The 19,174-nt window shown below is 45.2% G+C and carries 18 protein-coding genes; 9 read left to right on the plus strand and 9 right to left on the minus strand.

Annotated features, from left to right (window positions below; all coding sequences use genetic code 11):
- Positions 1-57: 57 nt before the first annotated feature.
- From lspA to ispH, 3 genes are all read left to right on the plus strand, one after another.
- On the plus strand, positions 58-564 hold the full coding sequence (gene lspA, locus R7R24_RS15050) for a signal peptidase II (RefSeq protein ID WP_005385948.1): 507 nt from the start codon (positions 58-60) through the stop codon (positions 562-564).
- A gap of 144 nt (positions 565-708) precedes the next feature.
- Positions 709-1,140, plus strand: coding sequence for an FKBP-type peptidyl-prolyl cis-trans isomerase (gene fkpB, locus R7R24_RS15055; protein ID WP_005381922.1), 432 nt, complete (start codon positions 709-711; stop codon positions 1,138-1,140).
- A gap of 24 nt (positions 1,141-1,164) precedes the next feature.
- Positions 1,165-2,130, plus strand: coding sequence for a 4-hydroxy-3-methylbut-2-enyl diphosphate reductase (gene ispH, locus R7R24_RS15060; RefSeq protein WP_017636164.1), 966 nt, complete (start codon positions 1,165-1,167; stop codon positions 2,128-2,130).
- A gap of 47 nt (positions 2,131-2,177) precedes the next feature.
- Here the strand turns inward: ispH and R7R24_RS15065 are convergent, their stop codons facing one another.
- The 4 genes from R7R24_RS15065 to R7R24_RS15080 all read right to left on the minus strand — a co-directional run bounded on the left by R7R24_RS15065 (position 2,178) and on the right by R7R24_RS15080 (position 6,826).
- A complete protein-coding gene (locus R7R24_RS15065; protein WP_054578529.1) occupies positions 2,178-2,651 on the minus strand; it encodes a low molecular weight phosphatase family protein in 474 nt (157 codons plus the stop codon).
- A 71-nt stretch (positions 2,652-2,722) separates the two neighbouring features.
- Entirely contained in the window at positions 2,723-3,451 is a 729-nt protein-coding gene (gene btsR, locus R7R24_RS15070) for a two-component system response regulator BtsR (protein WP_005381917.1), read from the minus strand.
- Between the two features lie 31 nt (positions 3,452-3,482).
- Positions 3,483-5,153 carry a sensor histidine kinase gene (locus R7R24_RS15075; RefSeq protein WP_005381915.1) on the minus strand — a complete coding sequence of 557 codons (1,671 nt, stop codon included), beginning with the start codon at positions 5,151-5,153 and terminating at the stop codon, positions 3,483-3,485.
- A 188-nt stretch (positions 5,154-5,341) separates the two neighbouring features.
- On the minus strand, positions 5,342-6,826 hold the full coding sequence (locus R7R24_RS15080) for a carbon starvation protein A (RefSeq protein WP_005381914.1): 1,485 nt from the start codon (positions 6,824-6,826) through the stop codon (positions 5,342-5,344).
- Positions 6,827-7,106: 280 nt separating this feature from the next.
- Here R7R24_RS15080 and R7R24_RS15085 point away from each other — a divergent pair, with 280 nt between their 5' ends.
- Both R7R24_RS15085 and R7R24_RS15090 read left to right on the plus strand, forming a co-directional pair.
- A complete protein-coding gene (locus R7R24_RS15085) occupies positions 7,107-7,448 on the plus strand; it encodes a DUF2799 domain-containing protein (protein WP_005381912.1) in 342 nt (113 codons plus the stop codon).
- Between the two features lie 114 nt (positions 7,449-7,562).
- The gene (locus R7R24_RS15090) at positions 7,563-7,835 is read left to right on the plus strand and encodes a hypothetical protein (RefSeq protein WP_005381911.1); all 273 of its coding nucleotides are present in this window, start codon (positions 7,563-7,565) and stop codon (positions 7,833-7,835) included.
- Positions 7,836-7,886: 51 nt separating this feature from the next.
- Here R7R24_RS15090 and murQ read toward each other — a convergent pair whose 3' ends face one another.
- Both murQ and R7R24_RS15100 read right to left on the minus strand, forming a co-directional pair.
- Positions 7,887-8,816: an N-acetylmuramic acid 6-phosphate etherase gene (murQ, locus tag R7R24_RS15095; RefSeq protein ID WP_136976983.1), complete on the minus strand. Its 930-nt coding sequence runs from the start codon at positions 8,814-8,816 to the stop codon at positions 7,887-7,889.
- A gap of 36 nt (positions 8,817-8,852) precedes the next feature.
- Positions 8,853-9,965 carry an anhydro-N-acetylmuramic acid kinase gene (locus tag R7R24_RS15100; RefSeq protein WP_033906112.1) on the minus strand — a complete coding sequence of 371 codons (1,113 nt, stop codon included), beginning with the start codon at positions 9,963-9,965 and terminating at the stop codon, positions 8,853-8,855.
- 99 nt (positions 9,966-10,064) lie between these two features.
- Here R7R24_RS15100 and nagZ point away from each other — a divergent pair, with 99 nt between their 5' ends.
- The 3 genes from nagZ to tyrA all read left to right on the plus strand — a co-directional run bounded on the left by nagZ (position 10,065) and on the right by tyrA (position 13,481).
- Entirely contained in the window at positions 10,065-11,048 is a 984-nt protein-coding gene (nagZ, locus tag R7R24_RS15105; RefSeq protein ID WP_005381905.1) for a beta-N-acetylhexosaminidase, read from the plus strand.
- Between the two features lie 207 nt (positions 11,049-11,255).
- Positions 11,256-12,332, plus strand: a complete 1,077-nt coding sequence (locus tag R7R24_RS15110) for a 3-deoxy-7-phosphoheptulonate synthase (RefSeq protein WP_005381904.1) — start codon at positions 11,256-11,258, stop codon at positions 12,330-12,332.
- Between the two features lie 21 nt (positions 12,333-12,353).
- Positions 12,354-13,481, plus strand: a complete 1,128-nt coding sequence (gene tyrA / locus R7R24_RS15115) for a bifunctional chorismate mutase/prephenate dehydrogenase (RefSeq protein ID WP_005381901.1) — start codon at positions 12,354-12,356, stop codon at positions 13,479-13,481.
- 77 nt (positions 13,482-13,558) lie between these two features.
- Here the strand turns inward: tyrA and R7R24_RS15120 are convergent, their stop codons facing one another.
- The 3 genes from R7R24_RS15120 to ettA all read right to left on the minus strand — a co-directional run bounded on the left by R7R24_RS15120 (position 13,559) and on the right by ettA (position 16,857).
- Positions 13,559-14,560, minus strand: coding sequence for a M23 family metallopeptidase (locus R7R24_RS15120; RefSeq protein WP_005381900.1), 1,002 nt, complete (start codon positions 14,558-14,560; stop codon positions 13,559-13,561).
- Positions 14,561-14,599: 39 nt separating this feature from the next.
- Positions 14,600-14,959 (minus strand): PilZ domain-containing protein, encoded by a 360-nt coding sequence (locus R7R24_RS15125; RefSeq protein ID WP_033906113.1) that lies wholly within the window; start codon positions 14,957-14,959, stop codon positions 14,600-14,602.
- A 230-nt stretch (positions 14,960-15,189) separates the two neighbouring features.
- The gene (ettA, locus tag R7R24_RS15130; RefSeq protein WP_005381894.1) at positions 15,190-16,857 is read right to left on the minus strand and encodes an energy-dependent translational throttle protein EttA; all 1,668 of its coding nucleotides are present in this window, start codon (positions 16,855-16,857) and stop codon (positions 15,190-15,192) included.
- Positions 16,858-17,221: 364 nt separating this feature from the next.
- On the opposite strand from ettA, the gene R7R24_RS15135 reads away from it, so the two are divergent.
- Positions 17,222-19,168 carry a transglycosylase SLT domain-containing protein gene (locus R7R24_RS15135; RefSeq protein WP_411978822.1) on the plus strand — a complete coding sequence of 649 codons (1,947 nt, stop codon included), beginning with the start codon at positions 17,222-17,224 and terminating at the stop codon, positions 19,166-19,168.
- The last annotated feature ends 6 nt before the right edge of the window (positions 19,169-19,174 follow it).

A 19,174-nucleotide genomic window follows, 5' to 3' on the forward strand; every position in this document is an offset into this window, starting at 1 on the left:
AACTTTTTTTAAAATTAACAGCCCCAGTATTTACTGGGGCTGTTTGTAGGTAAAGTAATGAGTGAAAAAGCACTGACGTTAAAGCAATCTGGAGTTCGCTGGCTGTGGTTAGCAATTCTGGTATTTATTGCAGATATTGGCATCAAATTGGTGGTGATGGACAACATGGGCTACGGATGGGCAAACCGAATTGAGGTGTTGCCATTCTTCAACCTACTTTACGTTCATAACTACGGTGCCGCTTTCAGCTTCTTGAGCGATCAAGCTGGTTGGCAGCGCTGGTTATTTACAGGTATCGCGTTTGTTGTTACGGGTCTTTTGACCTACTGGATGAGTAAGCTTCCAGCAAAAGAAAAATGGAACAACATTGCTTATGCACTGATTATTGGTGGTGCAGTGGGCAACGTGTTTGACCGCGTCGTTCATGGCTTTGTTGTTGATTACCTAGACTTCTTCTGGGGTAACTACCACTGGCCAGCATTCAACCTTGCTGACATGGCGATCTGTATTGGTGCGGCAATGATTATTCTGGATGGCTTCCGTAAAAAAGACGCTGACAAGTAATCTTTTGCGGTATATCGAATAACCCTAAGCGTCGTCCATTGATTCGAGCGACGCTTTTTATTATGTTGGAGCGCCAATCAGCATATCAATATATAAAAAGACCAAGCTGACAGCGTAATAACCCAAGAACAAGGAAGCATTAACGTGACAACAATAACCAATGAATCGGTAGTAACCCTTCACTTTACGATTAAAATGAAAGACGGATCGGTTGCAGATAGTACTCATAACATGGGTAAACCAGCGAAATTTGTTATGGGTGATGGCAGCTTGAGTGAAAACTTTGAGCAGTGCTTGATAGGCCTCGAAACAGGCGCACAAAAAGCGATTGAGCTAAAGGCAGAAGACGCGTTTGGTATGCCAAACCCTGATCATATTCACTATATGGATCGCACTAAATTTGTAGGTGATGCAGAAGTGGAAGTTGGTACAATCATGGCCTTCAGTGGCCCTGATGGCATGGAAATCCCGGGCATTATTACAGAAATTGCAGGCGATTCAGTCACTGTGGACTTCAACCATCCTCTAGCGGGACAAGACGTGACTTTCGAAGTTGAAATTTTGTCAGTAGAATAGCGAACCAAATAAAAGATAACTTCCATGAGCAATGAAATGAAAATCCTGTTAGCTAACCCACGTGGTTTCTGTGCTGGTGTTGACCGCGCGATTAGCATCGTAGAGCGTGCGCTAGAGATGTATCAGCCACCGATTTATGTGCGTCATGAAGTGGTGCATAACCGTTTTGTGGTTGAAGGTCTAAAACAGCGTGGTGCTATCTTCGTTGAAGAACTGCACGAAGTGCCAGACAACAACATTGTGATTTTTTCTGCTCATGGTGTATCGCAGGCAGTTCGTCAGGAAGCCAAGCTGCGTGATTTGACCGTATTTGACGCAACGTGTCCCCTAGTAACCAAAGTGCATATGGAAGTGGCGCGTGCGAGCCGTCGTAATATGGAAGTGGTTCTGATTGGTCACGCAGGTCACCCTGAAGTCGAAGGTACGATGGGGCAATACGCCAGTGAAACCGGTGGTATGTACTTGGTTGAAACTCCAGCCGATGTTGAGAAACTGAAGGCGATTGTGAAAGATCCATCCGATCTTCATTACGTAAGCCAAACGACGCTTTCTGTCGATGAAACTGCCGATGTTATCGAAGAGCTACGCCGCGTGTTCCCAGATATCCAAGGTCCACGTAAAGACGATATCTGTTATGCGACACAAAACCGCCAAGATGCCGTACGTGAATTAGCTGGTGACGTAGATGTGATGGTTGTGGTGGGTTCTAAAAACTCATCAAACTCTACACGTCTTAAAGAGCTAGCTGAAAAGCTAGGGACACCTGGCTACTTAACCGACTGTCCGGAAGATATCAAACCTGAGTGGTTCGAAGGCAAAACAAAGGTCGGCGTGACTGCGGGAGCATCTGCTCCGGAAGAGCTCGTTAATCAGATTCTAGAGCGAATCAAAGAACTCGTTGGTGCCGAAGCGGTTGATGAAGTACTTGGCCGTGAAGAGAATATGTTCTTTGAAGTACCTAAAGAACTGCAAATCAAGCAAGTGGATTAGTCTCCATTTATCGAATATTCAAAAGGCGACCTGTGGGGTCGCCTTTTTTACATCTCTCTTAACTCATTTAGGTAATCACGAATTTGGTCTTTTCCTAAACCATCGATAATCATATCAGACACCTTCGTGATTCTTCGCTCAAGCGATTGAGCAACCTTTTCGCAATGTGCGTACATGTCTTCATCAGAACCATCGGTCGGAAAAGCATCAACTTGCCAGTTTACTCGAACACCACCTGCAAGCCACTGAGGAGCGGTTTCTTGATGTAAAGAATCACAGAGAATAATAACGATGTCGGGAAGAAACTGAGTTCGCTCCTCCCATGAATGCGTGTGGATATGCGGAATGGGGAGTTGGTGGTCATCTAAGTATTTTTGCACCAATGGGTGCACCTTGCCTGTGGGATGTGAGCCTCCACTGGTGACACTAAAATCTACTGGCAGGATATTGGTTGCGATTGACTCCGCGAGGACGCTTCGTCCAGCGTTGTGCTTACATATGAATAAAACTTTATACATCATCGCCTCGTCTTTTCAGAGCGTCCTATTTATACGCTAGCGGAAACTCAGCGATGATGTGTGAAGTTTTTGTGTTAGTGGCTAATGCCGAGCATCTCTTTGAGCACCTTTAAGTAGCGGCGGCTTACTGGTATCTCAAAGCCTGTTTTGGTAATGATTTCCGCTAACCCATTTTCCAGTAACTTGATTTCGCTAATCGCTTTAATACTGACTAAGTATTGACGATGGCAGCGGACTAGAGGGGTTTTCTCTTCCAACGTTTTTAATGTCAGTTGGGTGCTCGCGGTTTGGCTGGTGGAGCGTACATGCACGCCGCTGATATCACTGTAAGCACATTCCACCGTGTCGGTGGCCATGATAACGATGCGGTTGTGTCCGATGCACGGTATCTGATCCAACGTGTCAGGTGTAATAGCAGACAGTTGTTGCGTTAGGGCGGATTGGCTAATGACTTTGTTGAGTCGTTTGACCGTTTTAGTTAACCGGCATGGGTCGACAGGTTTGAGCAAGTAATCAAAGGCATTGTCTTCAAATGCTTGAATCGCATACTGATCATAAGCCGTGACAAAAACCACATAAGGCATGGTTTCTGGATCAAGCATCCCAAGTAATTCAATCCCCGTGACTTGAGGCATTTGGATATCGAGAAACACCACATCAGGCTTGAGTTCATTGATTTTTTTTAGGCCAAGGATTGCGTTTGAGGCATCGCCCACGACCTCAACTTGGCCTGTTTCATCCAGTAACTCTGCTAGCTCTTCACGAGCAAACTGTTCATCATCAATGACGAGTGCGGTTAACATCCAACATTACCTTTATTGCTTCAGCGTGCTTTTATGATTTTGGGGGAATGATAAAGCTCATTTTAGTAAATTGATGTGGCTCGCACGTAATTTTTAGCGCTGCATCACGTCCAAATTGATTAGTGAGACGTTTGTCGACAATTTCTAAACCGAGCCCTGAGTGGTTTTCTTTTGGCGGTTCAAAACTGCCTGCGTTGTCTTCGACGGTAATCAAGTGACCTTGTGGGTGTGCTTCGCTGTATATATGAACTTTACCACCTTCAAGCATGTTTGAAATGCCATGCTTAATGGCATTCTCAACCAAAGGCTGGAGTGTAAAGCTTGGTAATTTGATGTCCAGCAATTCAGGTTGAATATCGATTTCAACCTCTAAGCGGTCCGTAAAACGCGCTTTTTCGATGCTCAAGTACGAGTTCACATGTGCAAGCTCTTCCTTTAACGTCACGGTATTAATGTTCTGCTTTAAATTGCTGCGGAAGAAGTGCGATAGATTTTGGATTAGCTCGCGCGCTTTGTCAGGGTCACGACGAGTAATCGCACTAATAGTATTGAGTGCATTAAACAAAAAGTGTGGATTCACCTGAGCGTGAAGCAATTTTATTTCTGCTTGGGCGAGTAAGGCTTGTTGTTGTTGGTAATCGCCATAAAGGATTTGGCTAGATAGAAGCTGGGCTATTCCTTCCGCCATCGACATGTTGGCCGTCGAGAACAATTTACGCTTCGGTTCATACAGCTTTATGGTACCAATGACCTCTTTCCCTGCACGCAGTGGGATGATCAGCGCAGATCCGAGCTTGCAATCTTTTGCAATGGAGCATTGGTATGGACGCTCCGCACCATCAAGATAAATGATGTCGTTTTTCTCCATGGAGTCTAATGTGCTTTGCGATGAAATCGGCGTGTTCGGTTTATGGTGATCATCGCCAATGCCCACAAACGCCAAGATCTTTTCTTGGTCAGTAATCGCGACAGCGCCCACTTTGGTTTCTTCGTAAATAATACGTGCGATTTTCTCTGCGTTTTCGGTGTTGAAGCCGTTGCTTAGAATTCCCACTGAGCGATCAGCAATGGTGAGCGCTCGACGCGAAAACGTCGCAGAAAACTTTTCAAAGATTGCTTTTCTGTCTTGCAGGATACTCATGAACAACGCTGCACCAAATGAGTTCGCGATGATCATAGGCGCTGCAATAGCGGACACCAGTTCATAGGCTTGATCAAAAGGTTTCGCGACGGCGAGCAGCAAAATCATTTGCACCACTTCTGCAACAAACGTGACGCTGAATACGACGCTTGGATTAAACAGCAATGCGCCTTTATTTCGCTTGATAAGGTAAACGTGGAGCAAGCCACCAATTACGCCCTCGGCGGTGGTTGAAATTGCGCAGGCTAGGTCAGTAAAGCCACCAAGAGAGTATCGATGGATGCCACCAGTAAATCCGACGGCGAAACCTACAACAGGTCCACCAAACAGCCCGCCCATAACTGCGCCGATCGCACGAGTATTGGCAATGGCATCGTTGATGTGCAGACCGAAATAGGTGCCGAGAATACAAAAGCCAGAGAAGAGTACGTAACAAATTAGGCGGTGGCTTAAGCGCGAAGAAATACTCAGCAAAGGTAAGATGATTGGCGTTTTACTTAGCATGTAAGCCAAAACTAAGTACACACACATCTGTTGTAAAAGGGAGATGACCAGTTCCATAGTGAACCTAACCTAGAATCAATGTTGTTATTGTATACCTAAGTAACCTCAAGATGCTTGGCTCAGATAGATAAGAACAGCTAAGTAAATGATGCTGTGCTTTCTGAGTCTTAAAGTGACTTGGGTATAAAACAAAAAGAGCCTGCAATTGGCAGGCTCCTATCTTAGTCACTCAGATGTGACGAGTATTACGCTGTTTCTGATACGGCTTGTGGTTTCTCTTCGTCAGCCAGTTCAGTTTCACCTTTACCCTTAGAGGTTTTGATAACGTAACCTGTCACAGCTAGGGCAAACACAATACCTACGATAGTTGATAGTTGCATTGGCAGACCAAAACCTAGCGAGCTGTTGTTTAAGATGAACGTGACACATACCGTGGTCATGAAGATAGCTGGGATAGTGGTAATCCAGTGCAGCTTGTTGTGACGCAGTAGGTAAGCGGACGCAGTCCAAAGCATCATTACCGCTGTTGTTTGGTTTGCAAAACCGAAGTAGCGCCAGATAATGCCGAAGTCTACTTGAGTTAAGATACCGCCGATAACGAACAGTGGAAGTGCCATCAGTAGACGGTTACGTAGCGTTTTTTGTTCCATGTTGAAGTATTCAGCAAGGATCAAGCGGCTTGAACGGAACGCTGTATCGCCAGACGTAATTGGTAGGATAACCACACCCAGGAACGCAAGGATACCACCGAACACACCTAGCAGACCAAATGATGCGCTGTATACCACGTTACCAGGGCCACCGTTTTTCACAGCTTCTGATAGAGCGTCTAGAGAGCCGAAGAAAGACAGAGCGATAGCACACCAAATTAGCGCGATAACACCTTCACCAATCATTGCACCGTAGAATACGAAGCGACCGTTTTTCTCATTTTCCATACAACGCGCCATCAGTGGAGACTGAGTCGCGTGGAAGCCAGAGATAGCACCACATGCGATAGTGATGAACAATGCAGGCCATAACGGCATGTCATTTGGGTTGAGGTTAGAGAACATGTCCGAAACTTGGAAGTCACCCATTACTGTGTGTTCGCTAGAGAAAGCAACGGCTGTCATTAGGCCAACAGACATAAAGATAAGTAGGGCGCCAAACAGTGGGTAGAAACGACCAATGATTTTATCGACAGGAACAATCGTCGCAATGATGTAGTAAGCAAAGATAGCAATAACCATTGTAGTCATGCTTACGCTCAAGCTTGTTTGATCATTGATGAGGTTAGTAATCATGCCAGCAGGGGCTGAAACGAACACTACGCCAACTAGAAGCAATAGGACAATGGCAAAAATATTCATAAAGTGTTTTGCGCCATTACCTAGGTAGCGACCTGTAATGGTAGGTACAGATGCACCGCCGTTACGCACTGAAAGCATGCCTGAGAAGTAATCGTGTACTGCACCAGCAAAAATACAACCGACTACAATCCAAAGCATCGCCGCAGGACCGTATAGTGCCCCCATGATCGGGCCAAAAATTGGACCAACACCTGCGATGTTAAGTAGTTGAACTAGGTAAACTTTCTTTGTTGACATTGGAACGAAGTCAACACCGTCCGATTTGGTGTGAGCTGGCGTTTGGCGTTTTTCATTGATGCCGAAAATCTTCTCGACGAAAGCGCCGTAGATGAAGTATCCGCCGATTAGGGCTGCGACACAGGTTAGAAACCACATCATAGCAATTGTCCTTGGTCTTAGTTGGGTAGGGTAATTTTTTAATCTCAGGATGCATGTTATGCGTCACTTGTGTTAAATGCATTCGGTTAGTAGATGAGTGGTCGAATAGAGCACTGAGTGGTCGATATGCTGCTTGAGCGGTTTTTAAAAATGGCGAAAGGTTGATGACAGTCTTGAGCGGCTGATTTGAGTCATCAGTGGTTAAATCTGCAAGCTCAGCGGCAAGCGCCAATAATTAGTGGTAAGCTTATTTTTGAAAACAATTACTTAAGGAAGAACCATGAAAAAGGTAACGGTAGGTCTGGCACTGGCTTTACTTGCAGGATGCACAGCAACGACAGCAGATCTTGCCAAGTCGGGAGATTGGCATCAGATCGGATATCAAGATGGCATAACCGGACACACATCGCGCACGATGAGCGAGCTTCGTGAGTTGGGTAGTGTTAAGCAAAGTGACTACGACCAAGGTTATTTAGAAGGTTTACGTGAGTACTGTAATCCTGCTTTTGCGTATCAAATGGGGTTATCTGGTCAGTATTACGAAGGGGTTTGTGAAGGTACTGAGCAAGCGCAAAAATTCCGCATGGAATGGCAACGTGGTTGGAATGAATACTCAAATTAATAGTCAATAAAGCCGTTGTTACACTGTCTGCATCACCTAAATGTGGCAAAATTCTCCTTATTAAACTATGTTCATATTGCTTGATAGTGAGCACAGAAAAAAAGGAATCACATTATGTCAACGCAAATGGCTGGTGGCTGGAGTCCATTTCATGAACTCACAGCAGAGAATAAAGAAGTATTTGCTAAAGGTATCGAGGGGTTTGTCGGTGTCAAATACTCCCCTTTGGTTGTGGCTACTCAAGTCGTAGCCGGACAAAACTATGCGTTTTTCTGTAATGCAGAAGTTGTCTACCCTGGAGCACAACCATACCCAGCAATGGTTCATATGTTCAGCGACCTTGAAGGTAAAGTCGGTATTACTCACATTGAACGATTGAACTACTAAATTAAGCCATAAAAGGCGCCTGACTTTTAAATAAGTGAGGCGCTTTATTGATTAAGATTGATTAGCTTGCGCGATCACGACTTTTCTTAAATATCCTTGTTTGGCTTTCAGTTGCTCAGTCGCGCTTTCTTTATCCAGCCCGGTTAAAATCATCAAAATAGCTAACTTGGCGTCGTAGTCCGTTTCTTTGAGAGCCGTTTTAGCCTCTTGGTTAGTACAATCTGTTGCTTGCATAACAATACGAGCCGCTCTTGCAACTAGCTTTGCATTCGTCGCTTTCACATCTACCATTAAGTTCTGATAACTTTTGCCCAGGCGAATCATGCTTGCGGTAGTGAGCATGTTCAGTACGAGTTTTTGTGCTGTCCCTGATTTTAAGCGAGTGGATCCCGTTAACGCTTCAGGTCCAACAACGGGGCTAATCGCAATATCAGCAATATCTGCAATCGGAGAGTCAGGGTTACAAGATAGTGCTACAGTGGTGGCACCAAGCTTGTTCGCATACTCTAAGCCACCAATCACGTAAGGTGTTCGTCCACTTGCCGCAATACCAACGACGACATCGCGTTGTGTTAGCATATTCTCTTTAAGATCTTGCTCGCCTAATGTAGGGTCGTCCTCCGCCCCTTCTTTTGCACGGAACATTGCCTCTTTTCCACCGGCAATAATACCAACGACCATCTCTGGATCTGTGCCAAAAGTTGGTGGGCATTCTGAAGCGTCCAAAACGCCAAGTCGACCACTGGTACCCGCACCGATGTAAAACAACCGACCTCCGACCTTAAATGCTTCCGTGATCTTATCAACGGCTTCAGCGATCTCAGGCAACACTTTTTCAACGGCAAGAGGAACGAGTTTGTCCTGTTGGTTGATGCGTTGAACAATATCGAGAGAAGGCAGCAAGTCGATGTCCATGGTGTCTGGGTTTCGCCCTTCAGATACCAGATGGGATAAAGCTGCGATAAGTGCATCGTTCGTCATAATGAATTAAGCCTTTTTGTTTAGGATATATTGCCCTTAATTTTTTGAATAGAGTACACCCAGTGAAGCGAGACGACTTGCCCCCGTAACTTCCGGTAAGTTGCTAGGGAGGCCGTGAATATGGCGCTGCGCAAGCCAAGCAAACGCCATTGCTTCCATGTAATCGCCATCAACACCTTTTTCTGCCGTTGTCGCAACGCTCCATTGTGGCAATAACTTAGCTAGTCGCTGCATCAAAAGCGGGTTTCTTGCTCCACCGCCACAGACTAATAGTTGAGGTGTGATGCCATGAGAAAACTTGTCGACTTCGTTGGCAATGGTAATTGCAGAATACTCGCAAAGTGTACGTTGTACGTCTTCGATTGGTAAATTGTGATGGGCCAGTTGTTGATGCAGCCAGTCAATATTGAACAGTTCTCGCCCGGTACTTTTAGGGGCAGGCATGGCGAGGTAAGCTTCTTTGAGTAATTGAGTCAACAAAGTAGCGTTTACCGTTCCTTTAAGTGCAAATTGTGCATCTTCGTCGAAGCTTTGCCCAGTATGCAGCGCACACCATGCGTCCATCAACATATTGCCCGGGCCTGTGTCATAGCCAATGACTGGTTGTTCTGGATGCAGTACCGAGATATTGGCAATGCCTCCAATGTTAAGCACCACAATTGTGGAATCCTGCATCGCAAAAATGCTTTTATGGAAAGCAGGGACGAGTGGGGCACCTTGTCCACCTAGCGCCATGTCTTTACGACGAAAATCCGCTACCGTATCAATGCCTGTCTTGACTGCGATAATGTTTGCATCGCCCAATTGAGTGGTAAACGGCAAGTTTCCGGTAGGCTGATGGAACACTGTTTGACCGTGATTACCAATCGCACGAATTTGCTCTGCGACGTAGCCAGACTTATTGAGTAGCTGTAACACAGCATCTGCAAATAGGTGGCCGAGCTGGTGGTCAAGTTCACCTATGGTTTTTAAATTTGTTGCTTGACCGGTACAAACAGATAACAGCATGTCTTTTAGCGCTGCGGGCATTGGGTAGTCGTCGTGCGCAATCAGACGAACATGCTCATCGCTTATTTCAACTAGAGCGGTATCAACGCCATCCATACTCGTTCCAGACATCACACCAATGTACAGTTCGTTAAATTTCATAGCCGATCTCGTCAATTCTTCATTCACTTATTGTAAAGCAAATCTGAAGCGAATAACCTCATCGAATACGAGATATTCAGCCGATTTTGAGGAGAAAACATGGGACCGTTATGGGTTGACGTTGCGGGGTATGAACTGACCGCTGAAGACAAAGAAATCTTGGAGCATCCTACGGTTGGTGGCTTAATTCTATTTGCTCGCAACTATCATGATAGCGAACAGCTTCAAGCACTTACTCAATCCATCCGAAAGGCGGCTAAGCGCCCGTTTTTGATCGGTGTGGATCAAGAAGGCGGCCGAGTGCAGCGCTTTCGTGAAGGTTTCTCATTAATTCCTGCTGCTGATGAGTACGCTAAACATCAAAATGGTGAAGAGCTTGCTCGTATGGGCGGTTGGTTAATGGCAGCAGAGCTGATTGCCCATGATATTGATTTAAGCTTTGCCCCGGTACTTGACCAAGGCCATCAATGTAAAGCGATCGGTAACCGCGCATTCGGTGAAGATGCCGACACCATTCTTCGCTATAGCACTGCATATATGCAGGGAATGAAGAGTGTTGGCATGGCAACGACAGGCAAGCACTTCCCTGGACATGGTGGCGTGATTGCAGACTCACATCTAGAAACACCATACGACGAGCGCAGTGATATTTTTGAACAAGATATGGCGATCTTCAAAGCACAAATTGATGCCGGTATTTTAGATGCCATGATGCCTGCTCACGTGATTTTCCCACATTATGATGCTCAACCAGCCAGCGGTTCTGAATACTGGTTAAAACAGGTCCTGCGTCAGCAATTGGGTTTTAAAGGTTTGGTTTTTTCGGATGATTTGACCATGGAAGGCGCTGCGATTATGGGCAGCCCAGCCGAGCGAGGTGCTCAAGCATTGAGAGCTGGTTGCGATATGTTGTTAATGTGTAATAAACGAGAAGCGCACGTTGAGGTATTAGACAACTTACCGGTTTCAACCGTGCCACTCGCGGATGGATTACTGAAAAAACAGTCATTTTCTCCAAGCGAACTTAAGCTATCTCAAGAGTGGAAAGCGGCGAGTGAAGCGATGAAACGCTTGACTAGCTAAACCTCTTGTAAAAGATTCAAAACAGCGATGAGAAGCCAAAGTTAATTATGCTTTGGCTTTTTATTTGACTGTAAATTTTAATTTACACTAAATGTTTTTTATTATGTACGCTTGTTTTTCTTTTTTAGCCTGTTATCTTGTCGTTAAAGCTTAGTTGTCTCACCAAAGGTTTGGTTGGGTGTAAAAATAAATATACAGGTTAGAGTTATGCAGAAAAGTGAGTTGAGCAATATTAATATTATCGAAGAACAGGTTCTTATTACTCCGGAGGAACTAAAAACCAAGCTTCCTTTGAGTGAAAAAGCACGTCGCTTTATTCAAGAGTCTCGTCAAACTATCGCTAATATTATTCACAAGAAGGATCACCGCCTGCTTGTTGTATGCGGTCCATGTTCTATCCACGACGTGGAAGCGGCGAAGGATTACGCAAAGCGACTTAAAGCACTCTCTGAACAACTAAGTGACCAACTGTATATTGTTATGCGTGTTTACTTTGAGAAGCCGCGCACCACGGTCGGCTGGAAAGGCCTGATCAATGACCCACACCTAGACGGCAGTTTCGATATTGAACACGGTCTGCATGTTGGACGCGAACTTCTGGTGGAGTTGGCAGAAATGGAAATCCCGCTCGCGACTGAGGCTCTAGACCCAATTAGCCCACAATACCTGGCGGATACTTTTAGCTGGGCTGCAATCGGCGCACGTACGACGGAGTCACAAACTCACCGTGAAATGGCAAGCGGCCTGTCTATGCCAATCGGTTTTAAGAATGGCACCGATGGCAGTTTGGCAACCGCAATTAACGCGATGCAAGCTGCGTCCTCTAGCCACCGTTTTATGGGAATTAACCGTGAGGGACAAGTCGCACTGTTGACCACCCAGGGCAATGCTAATGGACATGTGATCTTACGTGGCGGCAAGCAAACTAACTACGATTCGGTATCCGTCACTGAGTGTGAGCAGGAGATGGCGAAATCTGGTCTTGATGCTTCATTAATGGTGGATTGCAGTCACGCCAACTCACGTAAAGATTACCGTCGCCAGCCATTAGTCGCGGAGGATGTGATTCATCAAATCCGTGAAGGCAATAAATCTATTATCGGTCTTATGATTGAAAGCCATATCAATGAAGGAAATCAATCTTCTGACTTAGCTCTTGAAGAGATGAAATACGGTGTATCTATCACTGACGCATGTATCAATTGGGATTCAACTGAGGCACTATTACGTCATGCACATGAAGAGCTAGTGCCTTTCTTAGAAAATCGTCTAAAGGCTAATTAATACAGGATTTAAGGAACATCAATGGCAGTTGAACTTAACGCATTACGCGATCAGATTGATGCAGTCGACAAGCAAATGTTGGAGCTATTGGCTCAGCGTTTAGCGCTCGTAGAGAAAGTTGGGGAAGTAAAAAGCGAACATGGTTTGCCAATTTATGCTCCAGACCGCGAAGCGGCGATGTTAGCTTCTCGTCGCGCTGAAGCTGAAAAAATGGGAATTCCTCCACAGCTTATTGAAGATATTCTGCGTCGAACAATGCGTGAGTCTTATGCCAGCGAGAAAGATTCCGGTTTTAAGTGTTTGAACCCTGATTTACGCTCAGTTGTTATTATTGGTGGTAATGGTCAATTGGGTGGCCTGTTTGGGCGTATGTTCAAATTGTCGGGCTACCAGGTCAAAGTTCTCGGTAGTAAAGACTGGGATCATGCGGATGAGATTCTAGACAACGCGGGTTTAGTCGTGGTCACGGTGCCGATTCATCTAACGGAAGGGGTGATCGAAAAACTGGGGAACTTGCCGCAAGACTGTATTCTGTGTGACCTGACTTCTATCAAATCGAAGCCTCTGCAAGCAATGTTGAATGTGCATCAAGGTCCTGTGGTTGGTTTGCACCCAATGTTTGGCCCAGATGTTCCGAGCCTTGCCAAGCAGGTTATTGTGTATTGTGATGGCCGTGGTCACGAGCATTACCAATGGCTATTGCAACAGTTTGGGATTTGGGGCGCAAGCTTGTGCCAAATCGATGCACAAGAGCACGATCATGGCATGACGTTGATTCAGGCGCTGCGCCACTTCACGTCGTTTGCTTACGGTATGCACCTTAGCAAAGAGAATCCGAACATCGATCAGTTGTTGAAGTTAAGCTCGCCAATCTACCGCCTTGAATTGGCGATGGTGGGACGACTGTTTGGTCAGGATCCGAACTTGTACGGTGATATCATTTTCTCTTCTCAAGAGAATATCGATATGATCAAGCGATTCCATCAGCGTTTAGGTGATGCAGTAGCGATTCTGGATAGCAGAGACAAAGCGCGATTCATCGAAAGCTTTAAGCAGGTGAGTGATTGGTTTGGTACTTATTCTCAACAATTTATGAATGAGAGCCAAAACTTACTCAAACAGGCGAATGATAATATTCATCGCGGCTAATCACGGGTCATTTAGCCGTGCAGAGTCCGAAACAAAAAGAGCAGCGTAAGCTGCTCTTTTTCGTGTTGATGGACAAATCAGTTCGTCGCAGTATTACTCGTATCTTCACTTGATACTGTGTTGATACTGGTATCGCGATAGGGTGAATTGGTTAAATTGACTTGTAGGCGTACAACGTTATCAATCAATTGAACCAAAGGTCCCCATTTCACTTTTTTCTCTTTTTCAAAGACGTCATTGAAGTTTTCTGGCGTCCACTCCATTAAGTATTGAGGGTTGAGTGCTCGTCCGAGGAAGCGTACTTCATAGTGCAAGTGTGGCCCTGTGGAGTTGCCAGAGTTACCGCATTGAGCAATGATGTCGCCTTTACTAACAAACTGACCGCTTTTCACTTTGAAGCGTTGTAGATGAGCAAAGGAGCTCATAAAGCCAAATGAGTGACGAATGGTGACATAGTTACCATAACCACGATTGCTCGGGCGAACGGTTTCCACCACACCGTCAGCCGGTGCCAGGATCTCTTCTCCTCTTTTACAAGTCAGATCGATACCAGTATGAACATGCCTCTTACCTGAAATCGGATTAATACGACTGCCGTAAGAAGAAGAAATACGTTGGTATGTGACTGGGCTGTCATTTGGTATCAAACGGAACATCGTCGCGCGAACAGCAGAATCGATAGCGGCTGCGTCAATTCGCTCCTCTAACCCCATGCTGTTCTCATCGATCATCAACTCTTCGTCTGCGAGACCTAAAACCGATTCAACGTCGAATACCCGTTTGCCCAATAGCTGAATTTGATTGTTTTTGTCCGTCAAAGACTGGGAAAGCGAATGATTGGTATCAAGCTGTTCTTCGTAAAGAGCCGTCACTTCGGCCTTTTCACTTTCCAGTTTGGCGATGATTTGCGTTAGTTCGTCTTTATTGTGCATCTGCTGCTGATTAAGGTACCACGCGCCACCAACGACGGCGGGTAATGCCAATACTGAAGCAAATACTGCTAGGACCGAACTGCGGCCCAAATAGAACTGCTGATCGCCGTCTTTCGTCGGGATCTGCATGATGATTTTTTTAGACATAGTTATTGTTACTTAAATAGGCGTTCATTTATTTTTCTCCTAAAAACCAGAGAGGTGCTCTAACTCTCGATTCAGAAGGTCGTTATTGCCTACATTCAATTCTATAAATCGTTTTAGTTGGCTAATGCTTTCGATGTCTATCTTAGCGATCTTCAACCTAATCTCACACTTAGAGAGATCCACAACTTGCGCTTTTAACGTAATCACTTGTTCGGATTGATCAAATGAAAAAGTCACATGGACTGGAAGGGTTGGATCCAAAGCCTCAGTCTCTTCCACTTTCATGAGTAAACCATGCAAGGAAAGATCTTGAATCCTAGCTTCAATTGCCAAGTCACGTTGTTCTATCTTAGCTGGAGCTTGATGGAGAATACGTGAAAAGCGTCGTCTCTCTGTCATATGAATATTCTCGTCAGGTCGTCAAACAGAATTGAATAGTATATCAATACGAACAAAAAATGTTCGATTGTTGTTTGAAAAGTGTCGAGGTCGCTACAGAGTGACGTAAGTGCTATGTCATGTTCTTAACGAACGAGACGGGCTAATGAGCTCTTTTTATAACAAAGAAAACAAAGGCCGCTATGATAGCGGCCTTTGTACAAATTACAATCAAACTTTGTGGGTTGCGATTACTTCGCAATACGCTTGTATTTGATACGGTGTGGTTCTGCGGCTTCAGGACCCAATGTTTTCTTCAACCAATCCATGTACTCTGTGTAGTTACCTTCGTAGAAGTTAACTTGGCCTTCGTCACGGTAGTCAATGATGTGGGTAGCGATACGGTCAAGGAACCAACGGTCGTGCGAGATAACCATTGCACAACCAGGGAACTCTAGTAACGCTTCTTCTAGAGCACGCAGTGTTTCAACGTCAAGGTCGTTGGTTGGTTCGTCGAGTAGCAACACGTTACCGCCCGCTTTAAGCAGCTTCGCAAGGTGGACACGGTTACGCTCACCACCCGATAGTTCACCAATAATCTTTTGTTGGTCACTGCCTTTAAAGTTAAAGCGTGAACAGTATGCGCGAGCTGGGATTTCGAAGTTGTTGATCTTAATGATATCAGCACCTTCAGAGATCTCTTGGAATACGGTTTTAGAATCGTCCATGCTGTCACGGAACTGATCGACAGATGCTAGTTTTACTGTATCGCCCATCTCAATTGTGCCCGAGTCTGGTTGTTCAGTACCACTTAACATCTTGAATAGCGTCGATTTACCTGCGCCGTTCGCACCGATGATACCAACAATCGCACCTTTAGGGATGCTGAATGACAGGTCATCAATCAGAACACGACCGTCAAATGACTTGGTCAGGTTCTTCACTTCAATAACCTTATCACCTAGACGCTCACCAGGTGGGATAAACAGTTCGTTGGTTTCATTACGTTTTTGGTGATCAGAGCTTTGTAGCTCTTCAAAGCGAGCCATACGTGCTTTTGACTTCGCTTGACGACCTTTAGGGTTTTTACGTACCCACTCAAGCTCTTTCTCGATAGTCTTTTGGCGAGCACTCTCTTGGGAGGCTTCTTGTTGTAGACGAGCGTCTTTTTGCTCCAGCCATGAGGTGTAGTTGCCTTCCCATGGGATACCTTCACCACGGTCCAGTTCTAAGATCCAGCCCGCAGCGTTATCTAGGAAGTAACGGTCGTGGGTGATGGCTACTACGGTACCTGTGTAATCCACTAAGAAGCGCTCTAGCCAAGCAACTGATTCTGCATCTAGGTGGTTGGTAGGTTCATCAAGCAATAGCATGTCTGGCTTAGAAAGTAGCAAGCGACAAATAGCCACACGGCGGCGTTCACCACCTGATAGGTGCGCAATTTTTTGGTCCCATTCAGGTAAACGAAGTGCGTTTGCCGCACGCTCAAGCGCATTTTCTAGGTTGTGGCCATCTTTCGCTTGGATAAGGGCTTCTAGCTCGCCTTGCTCTTTTGCAAGTGCGTCGAAGTCTGCATCTGGTTCAGCGTATGCTGCGTAGACTGCGTCCAAACGTTTCAGAGCGTCAGCAACGTCAGCAACCGCTTCTTCAACAACTTCACGAACGGTTTTTGATTCGTCTAATACTGGTTCCTGAGGTAGGTAACCTACGTTTAGACCAGGTTGTGGACGCGCTTCACCGTCGATATCCGTGTCGATACCTGCCATGATACGTAGCAGTGTGGATTTACCTGCACCGTTCAGACCTAAAACACCGATTTTCGCACCAGGGAAGAAGCTCAGAGAGATGTCTTTAAGAATTTGACGCTTAGGTGGCACAATTTTGCTCACCCGCGACATGGTATATACGTATTCAGCCATTGCCGATCGTTCCTAAATTAACTGTCATTCAAACCCATCATTTTATACCAAGTGCTTTGTTTTTGTTACCGCATTGCAAGAATTTCCCTAACGAATGGATTTCTTATTTTGAGCTGACCGGAAACTTACACGGTTAGGGTATACACTTTTGTTATTCGTTAAGAATGACGAAGTGTGTTCTATGCGAGTTAGAAACGCTTTGTCTCCATCGTCTTAAAAGTTTGACGAGTACAATTTTTAATACACAAAGTTGCTTTACATGGACATCTGCATTCTGTGTAAATAGATGCATGTGTGAAAATTGCCTTAACATCACATGAACTCTAACAAAACTAGGCTTTAGGGCAGTATATGTCTGGGGAAAATGACACAAATGAGATTCAACGTATCTGAATTGGCTAAAAAGGTATGCTGCGCCGCCGCGTTGTGTGCTATGAGTTTGAGTGCTAATGCCGCGCTGAGTTTGGAAAAGCAGCGCGAAGTATATGAGCAAGCTCAAGATTTATTAGATAAAAATGACATCGATGGATACCTTTCGATTCGTCCTAAAATTTCTAACTATCCACTAACGCCTTATGTGGATTACCGCACTTTTATTAGACAGTTACCGGAAAAGTCACCACAACAGGTAAACGAGTTTATTTCTGAGTACGAGTCTTTTCCATTTTCTCGTCGAGTTCGCGCTCCATACCTCAATCATCTTTATAAGCAAAAAGATTGGAAAACTATTACTGAGTTTCAAAAAGTCATTCCTAGTGGTGAGCGTTACCAATGTATTTTCTACGTCGCTCAGTTAAAGCAAGGCAAGAAAGTCGCGGCATTTAAAGGGGCTGAACATATGTGGTTACGTGGCATCAGCATTGCTGATGAGTGTGACCCATTATTTGCGGCATGGGACAAGGCGGGTGAGCGTACCGATGAACTGATTCTACAGCGTATGTTACTGGCGTTTGATGCTCGTAATGGCGGTTTGATGAGTTACTTGCTCAAACTGCCTAAATCAGCGCAGGCAAAGCAACAAGCCAAAGAAATGAAAGCGTTGTTTGATAATCCTTCAAGTGTTGCGGAATTCGCGAAGAAAAAACCTGCGAATGATTTTAATCGAGCGCAAAGTGAATATGCGTTAGAAAAGTTGGCTCGTATGAACACTAGCCAAGCTCAAGGTGCGTACGATGTCGTCATTAAAGGACAGAAGTTTTCTCCAGAAAAAGCGCAAGAACTTGCCGACTATATTGCATTTCGATTGACTCGTACGGAGTCTGAGTCATTAGCTAAATGGCGCGATGATAAAACGAAAACCAGTCAGTACTTACCGTTGATTGAAACGCGCATCCGCTTAGCGATTCAAAATGCAGATTGGAAAGGCGTACAAGAGTGGATTGCTGTTCTAAATAAAGAAGAACAAGCCACGCTACGCTGGCAATATTGGCTTGGAAGAAGTGAAATTGCATTAGGTGATGACATCGCGGGGAAACAGCGTTTAGCAACTCTGCTTGGGCAACGAAACTTCTACAGTGTGGCTGCCGCCAATGCAATCGGACAATCAATCAAATACCCAACGCATACGGTTAAGCTGGATAAGAAAGTTGTTCAACCCTATCAAGACTCGCTAGCTCGTATCGAAGAGTTGATCGCGACGGATAAAATCGCAGCAGCGAAGAGTGAATGGGCACACTTACTGCGCCGCGTAGGGAAAGATGAAAAGGCGATGTTGGCGGCTTATGCATCATTTAAACGTTGGCATAACCTAACGGTGACCGCGAGTATTCAAGCGCAGATGTGGGATAATATCGAACTTAGGTTCCCAATAGCACACCGCTGGTGGTTTAACTTTTATGCGAAAAAGCACAACATTGATCCCATCACGATGATGTCTCTCGCTCGACAGGAAAGTGCGTTAGATGTTGAAGCCCGCTCTCCAGTCGGCGCTCGTGGTCTTATGCAGATTATGCCTGCGACGGCGAAGTACACGGCACGTAAATATAAGTTGAGTTATCAAGGTACGCAGGATCTCTACAATGTAGGAAAAAATATCGAAATTGGTAGCCATTATTTGCAAGGTTTATTAGAGGATTACGATAATAATCGTATTTTTGCTCTTGCTGCTTATAATGCAGGTCCTAACAGAGTAAAAACGTGGCGAGAGCGTACCCAAGGAAAAGTGGATGCTTATGCCTTTATTGAGGCAATTCCATTTAAAGAGACGCGCGGTTATGTACAAAACATCTTGATGTTTGAAACATACTATCGTGATCTTTTGGGTATCGATGGCGCGTTCTTGAATCAACATGAGATCAATACCAAGTATTGAGTGAGG

The organism is Vibrio sp. 704, assembly GCF_033339295.1.